The organism is Streptomyces sp. NPDC055239 (genome assembly GCF_053606205.1).
This window is the reverse complement of the sequence record NZ_JBSGRD010000002.1, coordinates 369,997-384,515: the sequence shown is the minus strand read 5'-3', so window position 1 is coordinate 384,515 and position 14,519 is coordinate 369,997. Positions and strand designations below refer to the sequence as shown.

At 67.3% G+C, this 14,519-nt stretch carries 13 protein-coding genes and 1 tRNA gene; 4 read left to right on the top strand and 10 right to left on the bottom strand.

Annotation, left to right across the window (positions count from 1 at the left end; all coding sequences use genetic code 11):
• Positions 1–25: 25 nt before the first annotated feature.
• From ACWFRJ_RS07930 to ettA, 3 genes are read right to left on the bottom strand one after another with little or no spacing between them, the layout of a single operon-like run.
• Positions 26–715: a hypothetical protein gene (locus tag ACWFRJ_RS07930; RefSeq protein WP_453525533.1), complete on the bottom strand. Its 690-nt coding sequence runs from the start codon at positions 713–715 to the stop codon at positions 26–28.
• Complete coding sequence (locus tag ACWFRJ_RS07925; protein WP_453525530.1) at positions 712–1,158, bottom strand: acyl-CoA thioesterase; 447 nt, start codon at positions 1,156–1,158, stop codon at positions 712–714. The genes ACWFRJ_RS07930 and ACWFRJ_RS07925 overlap by 4 nt, the downstream gene beginning before the upstream one ends.
• Positions 1,159–1,165: 7 nt before the next feature.
• The gene (gene ettA / locus ACWFRJ_RS07920) at positions 1,166–2,830 is read right to left on the bottom strand and encodes an energy-dependent translational throttle protein EttA (protein ID WP_453525527.1); all 1,665 of its coding nucleotides are present in this window, start codon (positions 2,828–2,830) and stop codon (positions 1,166–1,168) included.
• A 264-nt stretch (positions 2,831–3,094) separates the two neighbouring features.
• On the opposite strand from ettA, the gene ACWFRJ_RS07915 reads away from it, so the two are divergent.
• Positions 3,095–3,544: a hypothetical protein gene (locus tag ACWFRJ_RS07915; protein WP_453525525.1), complete on the top strand. Its 450-nt coding sequence runs from the start codon at positions 3,095–3,097 to the stop codon at positions 3,542–3,544.
• A 236-nt stretch (positions 3,545–3,780) separates the two neighbouring features.
• Here ACWFRJ_RS07915 and ACWFRJ_RS07910 read toward each other — a convergent pair whose 3' ends face one another.
• Complete coding sequence (locus tag ACWFRJ_RS07910; RefSeq protein WP_453525522.1) at positions 3,781–5,277, bottom strand: hypothetical protein; 1,497 nt, start codon at positions 5,275–5,277, stop codon at positions 3,781–3,783.
• Positions 5,278–5,854: 577 nt separating this feature from the next.
• On the opposite strand from ACWFRJ_RS07910, the gene ACWFRJ_RS07905 reads away from it, so the two are divergent.
• Together ACWFRJ_RS07905 and ACWFRJ_RS07900 are read left to right on the top strand one after the other, a co-directional pair.
• The gene (locus tag ACWFRJ_RS07905) at positions 5,855–6,322 is read left to right on the top strand and encodes a RipA family octameric membrane protein (RefSeq protein WP_453525519.1); all 468 of its coding nucleotides are present in this window, start codon (positions 5,855–5,857) and stop codon (positions 6,320–6,322) included.
• On the top strand, positions 6,319–6,621 hold the full coding sequence (locus tag ACWFRJ_RS07900; RefSeq protein ID WP_453525516.1) for a DUF7701 domain-containing protein: 303 nt from the start codon (positions 6,319–6,321) through the stop codon (positions 6,619–6,621). The genes ACWFRJ_RS07905 and ACWFRJ_RS07900 overlap by 4 nt, the downstream gene beginning before the upstream one ends.
• A 113-nt stretch (positions 6,622–6,734) precedes the next feature.
• Here the strand turns inward: ACWFRJ_RS07900 and ACWFRJ_RS07895 are convergent, their stop codons facing one another.
• The 4 genes from ACWFRJ_RS07895 to ACWFRJ_RS07880 all read right to left on the bottom strand — a co-directional run bounded on the left by ACWFRJ_RS07895 (position 6,735) and on the right by ACWFRJ_RS07880 (position 12,731).
• Entirely contained in the window at positions 6,735–8,192 is a 1,458-nt protein-coding gene (locus ACWFRJ_RS07895; protein WP_453525513.1) for an LAETG motif-containing sortase-dependent surface protein, read from the bottom strand.
• A 334-nt stretch (positions 8,193–8,526) separates the two neighbouring features.
• A complete protein-coding gene (locus ACWFRJ_RS07890; protein WP_453525510.1) occupies positions 8,527–8,970 on the bottom strand; it encodes a single-stranded DNA-binding protein in 444 nt (147 codons plus the stop codon).
• A gap of 189 nt (positions 8,971–9,159) precedes the next feature.
• Positions 9,160–11,079, bottom strand: coding sequence for a GTPase (locus ACWFRJ_RS07885; RefSeq protein ID WP_453525507.1), 1,920 nt, complete (start codon positions 11,077–11,079; stop codon positions 9,160–9,162).
• Between the two features lie 5 nt (positions 11,080–11,084).
• The gene (locus ACWFRJ_RS07880; protein ID WP_453525504.1) at positions 11,085–12,731 is read right to left on the bottom strand and encodes a dynamin family protein; all 1,647 of its coding nucleotides are present in this window, start codon (positions 12,729–12,731) and stop codon (positions 11,085–11,087) included.
• 308 nt (positions 12,732–13,039) lie between these two features.
• Between ACWFRJ_RS07880 and ACWFRJ_RS07875 the strand changes: the two genes are divergently transcribed.
• Positions 13,040–13,112: transfer RNA gene (locus tag ACWFRJ_RS07875), tRNA-Arg, on the top strand.
• Between the two features lie 138 nt (positions 13,113–13,250).
• Here the strand turns inward: ACWFRJ_RS07875 and ACWFRJ_RS07870 are convergent.
• Both ACWFRJ_RS07870 and ACWFRJ_RS07865 read right to left on the bottom strand, forming a co-directional pair.
• The gene (locus ACWFRJ_RS07870) at positions 13,251–13,691 is read right to left on the bottom strand and encodes a VOC family protein (RefSeq protein ID WP_453525501.1); all 441 of its coding nucleotides are present in this window, start codon (positions 13,689–13,691) and stop codon (positions 13,251–13,253) included.
• A gap of 257 nt (positions 13,692–13,948) precedes the next feature.
• Positions 13,949–14,509 carry a hypothetical protein gene (locus ACWFRJ_RS07865; protein WP_453525498.1) on the bottom strand — a complete coding sequence of 187 codons (561 nt, stop codon included), beginning with the start codon at positions 14,507–14,509 and terminating at the stop codon, positions 13,949–13,951.
• Positions 14,510–14,519 lie beyond the last annotated feature (10 nt).

Sequence of the window (14,519 nt, the reverse complement as noted above, 5' to 3'; positions counted from 1 at the left end):
TGCCGCAAACCGGTAAGTCAGCCGACTAGGCCGGTGTAACGGAGAGCCCGCCAACTCCGGCCCGACGCACGGCAATGGACCCATAGTCCGTACGCAGCCGCAGCCACGCCCCGGAGGACAGCAGGTCGAACGAGTCCCCTCGCAAGAACCCCAGGGCCTGCGCAGCATGGGCGGCCCGTACGGGCAGACCCGTGTCCCCAATGGTCCGGGACCAGATTTCCCGCCCCACGCGGTCAAGCTCAGCCCGGACCCGCTGCTCCTGCGGCAACTCCTCTACGCGGGACTTGAATTCGGCGACGCCGGCCGCCACAAGCGCTCGCAGAGCATCCACCGACGGAAGCCCTCGCTCCGACGGCTGCCAGCCGCCGCGCGGCGGCAGGATCCCGGCCCAGGGCGGCCCGGTGACGGCCTGCGGCACAGAGGCCACACCCGTCACCTCCGCGGACTCGACCGACTCCCCCACGGATTCGAGGAGTTCACCGGCGGAGACGGTGACGTCGAGGGAGGAGTCGAGCCCGTGCTCGTACGGCTTCGCGAGCCGGGCCGTACGGATGGCGAGCACTTCGAAGGACGGCGGTCGGCCGAACACGGCGAGCGTGTCGCCCGCCGCCTGCAACCGGACCGCGGCGGCCTTGTCGTAGTGGATGAGCCGGGCCAGGAAGGCGGCGAGATCCCCCGCCTCCCCGGCGTCGGCGAAGTGCAGCTGCGCCGTCATGCGACGAGCGCCTCCGGGCTTCCGGCGACATCGCCGTCGTCGTCCATGTACGTCAGGAGCATGGCCTTCTCGTCGGCGGTGATCCGCCGCGGGCGCTGCGCCTCCAGGTTGAACGGGACGACGACCGTCGTGGCCCGCACGTACACCTGCTCGGGATCCTTGACCTCGTACGAGATGGTGAGCGAGGCAGCGCTTATCTTCGTCACCCACGACTCGATGGTCACCGGCGAGTGCCGATGGACCAACGGCCGTACGTAGTCGATCTCATGGCGGGCCACGACGGACCCGCCCGAGAACGACGGGCTGCCGTCCCCCGGTGCGAGGCGGAACATGAAGTCGATCCGCGCCTCTTCCAAGTACCGCAGGAAGACGACGTTGTTGACGTGCCCGAAGGCATCCATGTCCGACCACCGGAGGGGGCAACTGTAGATATGGCGACTCATGTCAGTCTCAGCCTCGGGTGAGCTTCTTGTAGGTGGCGCGGTGCGGACGGGCCGCGTCGGCACCGAGGCGCTCGATCTTGTTCTTCTCGTACGACTCGAAGTTGCCCTCGAACCAGTACCAGCTGGAGTTGCCCTCGTAGGCAAGGATGTGCGTGGCGACCCTGTCCAGGAACCACCGGTCGTGGGAAATCACGACGGCCGCACCCGGGAACTCCAGGAGCGCGTTCTCGAGCGAGGAGAGGGTCTCGACGTCGAGGTCGTTCGTCGGTTCGTCAAGAAGGAGCAGGTTGCCGCCCTCCTTGAGGGTCAGCGCCAGGTTGAGGCGGTTGCGCTCACCACCGGAGAGCACACCGGCAGGCTTCTGCTGGTCGGGCCCCTTGAACCCGAACGCGCTCACATAGGCCCGCGAGGGCATCTCGACCTGCCCGACATTGATGTAGTCGAGCTCGTCACTCACGACGGCCCACAACGTCTTCTTCGGATCGATGTTGGCACGGCTCTGGTCGACGTAACTGATCTTGACCGTGTCGCCGACCTTGATCGCGCCGGAGTCCGGCGTCTCCAGGCCCTGGAGCATCTTGAACAGCGTGGTCTTGCCCGCGCCGTTCGGACCGATGATGCCGACGATGCCGTTGCGCGGCAGCGTGAAGCTCAGGTCATCGATGAGCACCTTGTCGCCGAAGGCCTTCGAGAGATTCTCGACCTCGACGACGATCGAACCGAGCCGCGGGCCCGGCGGAATCTGGATCTCCTCGAAGTCCAGCTTCCGCATCTTGTCGGCCTCGGCGGCCATTTCCTCGTAACGGGCAAGGCGAGCCTTGGACTTGGCCTGACGCCCCTTGGCGTTGGACCGCACCCACTCGAGCTCTTCCTTGAGCCGCTTGGCACGCTTCTCGTCCTTGCGACCCTCGACCTTGAGGCGGGTCTGCTTCTTCTCCAGGTAGGTGGAGTAGTTGCCCTCGTAGGCGATGGCACGCCCACGGTCGAGCTCGAGGATCCACTGGGCGACGTTGTCCAGGAAGTACCGGTCGTGGGTGACGGCGATGACGCAGCCCGCGTACTGCGCGAGGTGCTGCTCAAGCCAGTTCACGGACTCGGCGTCGAGGTGGTTGGTGGGCTCGTCGAGGAGGAGCAGGTCGGGCGCCTCGATGAGGAGCTTGCAGAGCGCGACGCGGCGCTTCTCGCCACCGGAGAGGGTGGTGACGGGCCAGTCGCCGGGCGGGCAGCCGAGGGCGTCCATGGCCTGCTCGAGCTGGGCGTCGAGGTCCCACGCGTTGGAGTGGTCCAGGTCCTCCTGGAGCTTGCCCATCTCGTCCATGAGCGCGTCGGAGTAGTCGGTCGCCATGAGCTCGGCGACCTCGTTGAAGCGCTTGAGCTTGCCCATGATCTCGGCGGCGCCGTCCTGGACGTTCTCCAGAACGGTCTTCGTCTCGTCGAGCTGCGGCTCCTGCATGAGGATGCCGACGCTGTACCCGGGCGCGAGGAACGCGTCACCGTTGGACGGCTGCTCCAGCCCGGCCATGATCTTCAGCACCGTGGACTTACCGGCGCCGTTGGGGCCCACGACACCGATCTTGGCGCCAGGCAGGAAGCTCAGGGTGACGTCATCAAGAATCACCTTGTCGCCGTGCGCCTTGCGCGTCTTGCGCATGGTGTAGATGTACTCAGCCAAGAGAAACCGTCCGGCAATCAGTGAGTGGGCAGATACACCCCATCTTGCCTGACGGCTAGCTACCGGGGGAAACCAGTATGGCCGGGGGCCCGTGACCTGGACGTTCACCACCTGATTGGGTAGTTGACCTGCCACTGACTGTCACCATTGGTCGTTGCTGAGCAACCTCGCACGGCCCAGGGGCGGCCCAGGGACGGCCTGACGGGATCCCTCTACAACTGCTGCTGCGGTGGATACGGTCACCGGGTGGAATGGGCTGCTCCCGTGAGTGCACTGATCGGCGGAGGCATCGCCGTTGCTTCCGGCTGGACCGTGGAGCGAAGCCGCTGGAAGCGTGAGGAGCAACGGCACGAGAGAGACCGGCGCACAGCTCTGTACGCCGACTACCTCGCCGCGCTTCTCTCTGCTCGCGAGCAGATATGGCATGCGAGCCGGTGGCATGAGCTGCCGAGAGACGAGCGCGTCGCCATGGCGCGGGACTCCCTCCGGGACTTCGAGGTCTATCCCGTCCGCCATCGGGTCTCCTTGGTGGGGCCGCCGGAGATAGGTGTGCTGTCGCACCAGGCCATCAAGCGCTTGACCGAATACAGGAACGCCGTCATCGAGGGAGCGCGCGACGGCGATGCGGAATTGCAGCCGGTCGAGGAGGCCTTCAACGAGGCACGAAGGGCACTCCGCGCCCGCATGAAAGCCGACCTGGACTCCTTGCGCTAGGGCCAATGGGCTGCTGAGGGCCAAGCGGCTAGACGGCGCTCTTGCACTTGAGGGTCGCGGTGAACCGGTGCGAAGTCTTGCCCCGCTGTGCGCATGAGTCCTGGGAGACCGGGCCGAACACAACCGTTGGTGTCGACGGCATCGGTTGAGCTTCTCCACTGCAACAAATACGGAGCAGGCGGCGGGGCGGGGAAACTACTCATGCCTGCAGCCCCGGAAGAATCAAATCGCCACTGCTACGCGAGAGGTGACAGTGGGGGCAACCTAGAAACTGGGTCCAGAACTGGTTTCAGTTCGCGCCGAACCAGTCTTCGAATGGTCCAGACGTGCCTCACTCGCGGCACGGTCGGCGGGAATCGCGTGAACTGTGGACGCCAGTGACAGTCGAAGGAAAGGATTCCCTTGAGGGGGAAATCCCAAGGGAGCCCCTTGCCATTCAGAACGGGCGGCAGGATGCCTGGTAATTGCGGCAGTGGCGGCCACTCGGCATCAGCTGATTCGATGGACGCACGCGTAGCGTACTCCCGTGCGGCAGCTTCCCGGAAGGCGTCGTAGTCCGTTTCTCCATGTACGAGTAATAGCAGCCGGGTAGGTGCGACAGTCCGTAGAGCCTCTGTGAATTCCCATACCGTCCCGGGGCCGGGGGCTGCTGTCATGATCGTTGCGTGTGCGCCCTGGAGCAGCCGACTCACCGTTTCCTGCCAGTCGTCAACGGGCAGATAGCCACGCTGCGCCCCGATTTCCGGCAGACGCTCGCCGGGTTGCCCGATCGCAACGATACGGCCGAGCCCTTGAAACTGACGCACGATGAATTCCTCCTGCGTCAACCCCGGAAGCTCGAATGGCGAGCGGAAGAGCCCTCCCGGGGCCTCGGCAGGCGGCAAGGCCATTACCGGATCAAGAGCGAATGGCCGCAGGTAGAGTAGATAACGCTCTCCAGTGAGCTCCTCGAATGAGGGGATGATCCGGTGGCGGTGCTGCCTTCCCCGTTTCAACAGAACGCTGCTGCCACCGAAGAGCAGGGCCCCAAACAGCAATATCGCACCCACGATCACCAGGCGCATCCACAAGGGGATACGCAGCACGGCGCCATCTGCCTCTGATAAAAAGCCCTTGTACAGCGCGTTGCCACTGAATACTATCAATAACCCCAGGGCGCCCATTGCCCACGCCAGAACGGTCAATGCACGCCCCCGGCCAGGTTTTTGATTTATCCATCTGCCAACGTATCCCACATTCAACACTTCCGTTTCGGGATCGATTGTGGAGTCGAACTGACTGCTGCGATCACTCGATCCCTCTACCGGATCACCAACGTCCTTCCTAAGGCCAACGAGGATACCGAGAGCGATCAATTGCCAGGGGATCCGCAAGGGAATGAAGGGATCCTTGAAGTAGATATCAGTGATGGCAACCGACACACCTGCCGTGACCGTGGCGCCTATCGTCACGATGTGAATGAGAATCTGTGGCCTGTTCAGGCGCCCAACGACTAAGCTTCTGATGGCGGCAACAAGCGTCGCACATGCCAGAATAGCGATGATCGAATGGCTCGCCACGTCACCAAGGGCAAGCGCGTACGCCAGGAATTTGGAGTTTTCCAGCTCGTCGCGGAAAACAGAGTAGGACAGTTCCCCTAATTGCCTTCGTTCCCGCGTGTAGCTGACCGCCGCTACCCACATTCCGACGAACACTGAGATGAACAGACCGCGCTTAGCTAGTGCGTTCGTCACTGAGGTACGCGAGCTGGACCCACTCGCTGCCTCGCCTTTACGGATGTGGATAACTGCTGTGGTCGTCTGGATCAACGCAGCAGCAACAGCTATCCACGTGACGACGTGAGGGACAGAAGGCACTCGCTGCTTATCTCCCCACCGCAGTCCCCGAAACCATACGGAACGGACCACCTACCCACCTGGCCACGTGCCCGTCGTACCGAAGGTGTCGGTCGACGGGAGACGGTCGGATCGGACGCCACCGGGCCGAACATCGCGGCTCCGCCCTTTGCATGCCCACATCGATGAGGCCGTCGCGGTCCAACGCGCCCCCAGCGTCACATCCAGCAGGCCCTAGAGGCATACATCAACCACAGCCCATCACTGCTGGTGAAACACGAAGTTAGGCGCCAACTCAGCTGCTCTGCAACCTTAGTTGCGTAATAGTGGTCTTGACTCAGGCAAGCACACCTCAACTCGAAGTAAGGAGCGTCATGCCGAAGCGCGTGTTCGTCAGCTTCGACTACGAGAGACCTCTGAAGGACTTCCTGATCGGGCAGGCGAAGAACGCCGAGCGTCTCGTCTGTGGGGAACGGTGACCCCGCCCCCCGGACCGAACCAGTCGCCAGAGGTACTCGAGCTCTACAAACTTGCCGTGGAGATGGCCGATCGCATCTCCGCGCGCCGGGGGGCTGCGAACGCTTTTTTCCTATCAGTGCAGTCCGCACTCGTCACCCTGGTCGGATTCGGCACACCCAAGCTCGCCGAGTCCCCCTGGTGGGTGTCGTTGGCCGTAGCCCTGGCCGGCACCACTCTGTCGGCCACCTGGTGGATGCAACTCCGTAGCTACCGAGACCTCAATACCGCCAAGTTCCAGGTCATCAACAAGCTGGAGGAGCACCTACCGGTAAGGGTCTTCGCTGACGAGTGGGACGCACTGAAAAGGGATCCGATTGCGGGTTGGCGCAAGCGCTACGCCGAGTTGGGCACCTCCGAGCGCGTCGTCCCACTGGTGTTTACGGTGGCCCATCTGATCTTGTTCGTGGGCACACTGGCTGCATGACCTACCTCGACCCCCTCGCCGACCTGATCCGGTCCTGCCTCCCCTCTGACGCTGAGCCTCCCGCGGACTCGGACGATCTGTTCCGCATTTACGCCGTGCTGCTGCTGGCCAAGGGGGAGCAGGTCAGCAATGAAGATGTCCACAATGCCTGGTCCGCCTGGATGCAGTCGGCAGACAGCGCACACAAGGCGCTGGTTCCCTTCAGTGATCTTGATACCGAGACGCGCGCCCTTGATGCTCCGTACACAGAGGCCATACGCGCAGCAGCTCGCCGACGGGGGCGTCCGGAGGAGTCGTGAAGGCGCCACGAATGGTCTGGGCGGTCGACACTCAAGCCGCCGGACCGCCGCACGGCAGTGGCACAACTACCGTGCGGGCGCGCTCCGGTTCGCTTCTCGGCGTGCCTCCCGGCTCAGTCCTCGATCGGCGTCTCCGCCGTAGGCGTCGGGTCCTTCTTCTTGCGGAGGAAGAACATTGCCGCCGCTCCGACCACGACCATGACGACCGCTATTCCGGCGATCATCGGCGTCGCGCTGGAGCCGCCCGTTTCCGCGAGGTCGCCGCCGCTGGTTCCGGTGCCGCCTGCTGATGCGGGGCTGGGGGCGGCGACGGGCTCTGTCTTGTTGCCGATCGTGCTGCCCTCGGTCTTGCAGTCGAGCACGCCCTTGAACCGCTTCTGGAAACCGTTCGGCCCGTTGATCGTGAAGTCGTAGGCCTGGTCCTCCTGCAGCGGGATCGTCACCGTTCGCGACTCGTCGGCCTCGATCGTGTGCTTGAGGCCCATGAGGCTGAAGGTGAACGGCTCGTCGCCCTTGTTGCTCGCCGTGATGTCCACGCCGCTCTTGGCGCAGTTCTTCTCTGCTGAGAGCGCCGGTATCGCGCCCTTCTTGGCCCAGGTGGCGCTCGCCGTCGCGGAGACCATGGACTCGCTGGAGCCCGCGAGGATCTGCGTCTGGCTCCGGGTCTCGGAGGCGAAGGCCCGGCCGACCGGCACCGTGGTCGACGCCTGTACGGCGAGTGTCGCCGAGCCGTCCGCAGCGTCCTCGGGGACATCGAAGAACAGCTGGCTGCCGTTGGCCGCGGTGGTGACGGGCTTGCCGTCCTTGCCTACGACCTTCACTCCGCTCGCCGCCGAGTCGGCGGGCGGGGTCACGGACACGGTGTCCGCGTCCGTCCGCACGGTGACCGGACCGAGCCGCTCCCCCGCGCGCCCTGAGACCGCGGGCGGGTCGAGCGTCAGCGAGGCCTTGGGCTCCGCCGCGCCGCGGGCGCTCTTGTAGAGGTAGTCCGCGAGCTTCTCGGCCTGCGGGTCGGCCGCCTCCACGTCGGCGCCGTCCGAGTACCGCCAGATCGCCACCTGCGTGCCGGCTGCCGCCGTCTGCTCGGTGAGCGCTCGCGCGCCCGCCTTGTGGGCCAGCGCGGCGAGGTCGTTCACCTGAGGGTAGGAGTTCTGCAGGATCCAGCCGATCCTGCTCGCGTCCTTGTTGCCGTTCAGCGAGGTGCCGCTCCAGGGGGTCTCCTGGTACTTCGCGTCCTTCTGCGTGGGGTTGAGGATGTCGATGCAGTACGTCTGCAGGGTGCCGCCGCCGTCCACGGACATCTCGAAGAGTCCGGCGGGCACCTGCTGGCTCGACCCGTTGTCACGGATGACTGCCTGGTCGTAGGTCTGGAGCCCGCCCAGCGTCGCGACGGCTCCGCCCCGGTGCTGAGGAACCTCTTCCGCCGCGGCGGGAACCGCGGTGGCTATCGCGCCCGCAGCGACGGCCCCGGTTGCCAGCGTCACCGCGGCGAGGCGCGCGGCGCCCCGTCTCCGCCGGGACGGCGCAGAGCACGCACGCCCCCCGGAGAGAGCAGAGAACGCAGAGAACACAGAACGCGCAAAAGACACAGAATTCCCCTCCGGACGGGACCCGTTCACTTCGAGGGGGGTGATCCCGCCAGCAGATCGAAAAGGGGCAGAATCACCTGCCACCTGCGTGGCATCCACTACCAACTGCCCCGCTAGCTACGTTCGGCATCCTAGGGAAGCGGCAGACCACGGTCCCCAGTACGACCGTTCGATAACCGATCCGACTCGGAATCGTTATCGCCAACAACCTTTCCGAACTGGGCTTATCGACAAATCAACGGCACCCATTCGCCGATAAGCCGCACATCGGTCGCCACACCCTGATGGCCCATCACTCACTGGTCAACCCCACTGGTCACCCCACTGGCTCGGGCATCGGCTCAGGGACCGGCTCGGGCTCCTGCTCGCGCGCCGTCGCTGGTTCCGTCAGTGCCGCGTTCGCCTTGAACACGCGCCGGAACGCCGCCGTACCGCGCGAGAGATCGTGGCCCACGGTGATCGCGTCGATGTCCGCCGACGTCCAGTGCTGGCCGCCCCGCTCCTCGTCGCGCACCTTCAACCTCCCCTGCACGATCACCGGTTCACCGATGGTCAAAGAGCCCTGCACATTCGATCCGAGCGATCGCTTCGCCCACACCGTGAAGAAATTGGTGTGCCCGTCCGTCCAGACGTTCTGCACGGCGTCGTAGTACCGCGCGGTCACCGCGAGCCGGAACCGCGCCACCGGCCCGGATGCCAGCTCCCTGAACACCGGCGTCGTCGCGACGTTCCCCACCACCGTCACCAAGGTCTCGTTCATGCCGAACCCCTCCCCCATCCACTCCGCTTCCGCCGCCTCGGCGGTCGGTTCCGCGGCTTCAGTCCCGCGGCTTCGATCTCAGAGTGGACCGGTCGGCAAGATCTCGCTGAGCCCTGTGGTCTACCGGGCGGTTGTGGAAAACTCCCCCACCCAATCGGACACCCAATCGGAGGGGGCGACCGGTCCCATTCAGCCCACCGACGCCCCCGTCACCCGCACGTACTGCTCCCGAACCTCCCGGTAACGCAGCAGCTCCGCCGCCACCGGATCCAGGACCCTCGCCCGTCCGCACCCGGCAGCCGCCTCCCGCAGCCGCCGTTCCGCGTCCAGGCCGTAGCGTCTCGCAGGACCCCGTGCCGCCATCCGGCTCCCCCACTCCACGCAAGGGCCGCCCACGATCCCGGCCAGCATCAACAGCACCGGCACACCCAGGTTCGGTACGGCGACCCCGATGATCTGTGCCACCAACCACAGCCCGCCCACGACTTGCAGCAACGTCATCGCCGCCTGGGCGAGCACCGCCACCGGCCACCACCCGGGTCGCGGCGGCTTTCCCTCCGGTACCCCGGCCGTCACCGTCAGCTGATCGAGCGCCTCCGGCAGACCCTCCGCACCACGCACCGCAGCCTCCCGCACGGCCTGCCCCCAGGGCTGGGGCAGCCCGGAAGCAGCCTCGTCGGCCACCGTGCGCACCGCGTGCTCGACGCGCTGGCGAGCCGTGGCCTCCTCGTCGGCCGGTACCTGCGACACGGGCCAGCCGAGACTTTGCGGCGAGCGCTGGGCCTCGTACCAACGCCACAGCCGTAGCCAGGGAGTCCCGCACGCCTTGCCCGCGTGGCGTCGCCAGGCACGCTCAGCGGCCTGCCCGGCCGCCGCAGCGCCCACGGCGTCCGCGAGCCGGTCGGCGAACTCCTCGCGTGCCTCTTCGCTGAGCCCGATCCGCGCCCCGCCCCGGCCTCCGTTCGCCCCGGCCGCGTACACGGGCCACAGCCGGTCGGCGGCGGCGTCCAGGTCGGCCGAGACCCGTCGGGCCGCTGCGCCCCGCTCCTTGGTGAATTGACCGAGTGACTCGCGAAGTTCGCCGACTCCGTCGCCGGTGAGCGCGGAGAGGGCAAGCACGGTGGCACCGGGTTCGCCGTGCTCGCCGAGGGCGATACCGTCCTCGTCGAGCAGCCGCCGCAGGTCGTCGAGCACCTGGTCGGCGGCGTCGCCCGGGAGCCGGTCCACCTGGTTGAGCACGACGAACGTGACCTCGGCGTGGCCCGCCATGGGCCGCAGATAGCGCTCGTGCAGCATCGCGTCGGCGTACTTCTCGGGGTCGACGACCCAGATGACCGCGTCGACGAGCGTGAGGATCCGGTCCACGTGCGCGCGGTGCTCGCCGACCGCCGAGTCGTGGTCGGGCAGGTCGATCAGGACGAGCCCCTCCAGCGTGCTCGTGTCCGGGCCCTGGAGCGGGCGCCTGCGCAGCCGCCCCGGGATGCCGAGCCGGTCCAGGAGCCCCGCGGCGCCGTCGGTCCAGCTGCAGCCGATGGGGGCCGCCGTGGTCGGCCGGCGGACGCCGGTCTCCGAGATCGTCACCCCGGCCAGGGCGTTGAACAGCGTCGACTTGCCGCTCCCCGTGGCGCCCGCGATGGCGACGACGGTGTGCCGTCCGGAGAGCCTGCGCCGGGCCGCGGCCTCGTCGAGGACCCGGCCCGCCTCGGCGAGCGTGGCGCTGTCGAGCCGGGTGCGGGAGAGCCCGACGAGTTCACGCAGGGCGTCGAGCCGGGCGCGCAGGGGCCCTTCGTACGCGGTCGAGATGCCGGGCGGGGTGCCGGTGCCGGTGCCGGAGGGAGAACCGGATGGCGTACTGGACGGTGCCCCGGACGGAGTCTCCCCCGGGGCAAACGCGTCAGCGCCGCCTCCCGCCCCTTGAGCGTCACCACCGCGCACGCCGCCACCACCGCGCATGCCGCCACCGCCACGCCGCGCGATCAGCCCGTCGTCCCAGACGCCTTCAGAGCCGTCACGGGTGTCTACGGCGACCGACTCAGCACCGCTCGGCTCTCTCGGCTCTCTCGGCTCGCGCTCACGTTCGTGTTCGGTGTGATCAGTGATGGCAGTCACCGCGGTCACCTCTCCTTCTGCAGTACGGACAGCGCGGCGATCAGGTCGGCCTGGGGTTCGGGGTTCACGTCGAGGGCGTCGAGAGGGGCGAGGCGTCGCTCTCGCTCCGTGTCCAGGACGTTGTCCAGGTACGTGGTGAGCAGGGATCCGCCCCGGTCCCGCAGCCGGAGCGCTCCATGGGCGCCGATCCGCTCGGCGAGCGTCTCGCCCGCCGAGCGCCCGCGGTCCCCGCCGAGGAGGGCCGTGGCGAGCAGGGCGGCCACCATCTCGGGGTCGGGGAGGAAGTTCTTCTCGATCCTGTCGAGCCCGCGGATCTCGTCCTCGGCGTACTCCTCCAGGACGCGCCGCCAGCGTCGTACCGCCATCCCGATGCGGTGCTCGGCGCTCTCCGCGTCCCGGTCGCGGTCGCCGAGCCCGGGGGCGTCGGCGGCCGGTTCACGCCGCCACGCCTCGTCGATCCGCTCGTCGGCGGCGGTCACCGCGCACAGCAGCAGCGCCTCCAGGCTCTCGGCGACGGCATCGAGGAGCTCGCCGGCGCCGCAGTCCAGGGGGTAGCTGCGCCAGCGCTTCAGCGCGTCGCCCGCGAGGACGGCCCCTGTCTGCAGACGGTCCCGCACGCGCGCGTGCTCGTGTCCGTACGCGTCGTCCACGGCGGAGGTGAGACGCAGCGCGGCCGCGTACTGCATGGCGACGGCACCCGCGAGCTCCGGCACCCGCACATTGAGGGACTGGATGACTCCGTACGCCGTCCGCGCGATGGCCTGCGCACGGGCCGTGGGCTCCTGGGACCGGTGGGTGAGCCAGGCCCGCAGCGGCGCGACGGCGGTGGACGGAAGCAGCCCGCCGCCGCCCGCGGACTCGGGCAGCTCGGGCACGGTGAAGCGCGGCACATCGCCCAGACCCGCCTTGTCGAGCAGCGCTCCGTACTGCCGGGACACCTCGGCCACCAACTGGTGCGGCACCCGGTCGAGAACGGTGACGAGGGTGGCGTCGTGCTCCTTGGCGGTACGCAGCAGATGCCAGGGCACGGCGTCCGCGTACCGGGACGCGGTGGTCACCATGACCCAGACATCGGCCGCGGAGATCAGCTCGGCGGCGAGGATCCGGTTGTCGGAGAGGAGCGAGTCGACGTCGGGGGCGTCCAGGAGCGCGAGCCCGCGCGGCAGGGTCTCCGCGGTCTCGATGCGCAGCGCGCGCTCACCGTCGGGCCCGATCGGCAGCAGGTCCTCGCTCCCGTCGTCCCCGTCGTCGTCCGCGTGCGAGGGCTCAGGACGCGGCACCCATACGCGCGTGAGGTCGGGCAGTACGCGCATGTCGGCGAACCAGTGATGATCCTCCGGATGGCACACAAGGACCGGCGTCCGTGTCGTCGGGCGCAGCACCCCCGCCTCACTGACCTGCCGCCCGATCAGGGAGTTCACCAGGGTCGACTTGCCCGCCCCGGTGGATCCCCCGATCACGGCGAGCAGCGGTGCTTCGGGGGCCCGCAGGCGGGGCACCAAATAGTCGTCGAGCTGGGCAAGGAGCTCGTCGCGGTTGGCACGCGCGCGTGGCGCCCCCACCAAGGGGAGCGGAAAGCGTGCGGCGGCGACACGCTCGCGCAGGGCGGAGAGTGCGTCGAGCAGTTGAGGCCGTACGTCCAAGGTCACCACATGCGAAGAATGCCCAATTTTGACGGCATTCTGAAGCATATGGGCACTACCTGCGCGCCGATCGGACACATGGGACGGAAGGGGCGACTGGGGCGCAGGCATAACGAGTGCACAACACCCGGGGCGTGAGACGCCAAAAGCGATGCGAGATTCGCACCTGCCTGCGATTATCAGGACCGCTTCACTGAACCTCCACATAGCGCCTCGGAGGCGAAGCACCAGGGACAAGGACCCGGGAGCCCTATCCTTGTCCCCGGCAAGGTCACGGCTCGTCCCCACCCGGGCTCCAGGCCACCGGCCACCATCCGGCCCCCGTAGCTCAGTGGATAGAGCAGGCGCCTTCTAAGCGCTTGGCCGCAGGTTCGAGTCCTGCCGGGGGCGCTTCAGTCCATCCTTGTTCGGCCCTCCGTCACGGAGGGCCTTTTTACTGGTCAGGGCAACGTAGCGAGCGACGCGTAGCGGACGCGTAAGCGCCGGAACGGCCCCAGGTCAGCGTGGGGGCGGTCCGGCTGCTCGGCCTCAGCCCAGCTGCTCGGCCAGGCCGACGATGATGCCCTCCGGGCCGCGGACGTAGCAGAGCAGATAGCTGTCTTCGAAGCGGGCGAGCTCGCCGACGAGTTCTGCGCCGTGAGGGCGCAGGCGGGCAACGGTGTCCTCGATGTCGTCGACGGCGAACATGACGCGGTGCGTGCCCAGGATGTTGTGCGGCTTGTTGCGCGGCTCGGGGCTGATCGCCGCGGGGCTGCGGTACCTCGCCAGCTCGAGTCGGCTGTGACCGTCCGGGGTCCGGACCATCGCGATGTCGCAGTGGACGCCTTCGAGTCCGGTGCACTGGTCGGCGACGGGGCCCTTGACCTCTGCCCTGCCCTCCAGCTCCATACCGAGTTCCACAAAGAACGCGATGGCGGCATCCATGTCCTCGACGACGATGCCTACGTTGTCCATCCGCTGAATCGCCATGCTGGCTTCTCCTTCTTCCTCGTACGGTTCTTCCTCGTACGGTTCATCCTCGTACGGCCGGTGGTGGCCGCTGATGTCCCTGGGACGGAGCCGGTGACGCGTTCTCGACATCCCCAGGCCGCCCGACCCCGAAAAATCTCGGATCGCGCCTCAGGTGGGATTCATCCGGATGTACCAGCGCACGCAAACGCCGGACCGCCCCCAGGTCAGCGTGGGGAGGGTCCGGCGCTCTTTCTCTCAGGGTGGTCAGTGATTCACTACTTCTTGACCGGCGGGCACGTGCCCGTGTCCTCGCCGATCGAGTTGATCTCCGCGTTGGAGCGCGAGTCGCCCGCGTAGTCGACCTGGTCCGTGCACTTCGTGTCGGCGTCCTTGGGCGCGCCCGACGCCGCTTCGGCCTTCTGGGGCGCGGGGCACGTGCCCGTGTCCGCCCCGATGGAGTTGATCTCGGCGTTGGAGCGGGAGTCACCGGCGTAATCGAGCTGGTCCGTGCACTTCGTGTCGGACGGCGACTTCTGGACCGGAGGACACGTGCCCGTGTCCTCGCCGATCGAGTTGATCTCGGCATTGGAGCGCGAGTCGCCCGCGTAGTCGACCTGGTCCGTGCACTTCGTGCCGGACTTGGCGGGCGTGCCCGACGACTTGCCGTCCGCGGTGTCGGACTTCGAGGAGTCCGACTTCGGGGTGCTCGTGGCCGACGACGACGAGCTGCTCGAGGAAGAGGACCCGTTGTCCGCGCCGTCGTTGTTGCATGCCGTCAGCGCCAGGCTGAGGGCCACTGCGGTCATGGTCAGTACCGAGATCTTCCGAGTGCGCATGCTGGTTCTG

Bases quoted from the DNA above. Each gene is read 5' to 3' on its own strand.
- ACWFRJ_RS07930 (WP_453525533.1), bottom strand. From the start codon at position 715: ATGACGGCGCAGCTGCACTTCGCCGACGCCGGGGAGGCGGGGGATCTC.
- ACWFRJ_RS07925 (WP_453525530.1), bottom strand. From the start codon at position 1,158: ATGAGTCGCCATATCTACAGTTGCCCCCTCCGGTGGTCGGACATGGAT.
- ACWFRJ_RS07900 (WP_453525516.1), top strand. From the start codon at position 6,319: ATGACCTACCTCGACCCCCTCGCCGACCTGATCCGGTCCTGCCTCCCC.
- ACWFRJ_RS07890 (WP_453525510.1), bottom strand. From the start codon at position 8,970: ATGAACGAGACCTTGGTGACGGTGGTGGGGAACGTCGCGACGACGCCG.
- ACWFRJ_RS07870 (WP_453525501.1), bottom strand. From the start codon at position 13,691: ATGGCGATTCAGCGGATGGACAACGTAGGCATCGTCGTCGAGGACATG.
- ACWFRJ_RS07865 (WP_453525498.1), bottom strand. From the start codon at position 14,509: ATGCGCACTCGGAAGATCTCGGTACTGACCATGACCGCAGTGGCCCTC.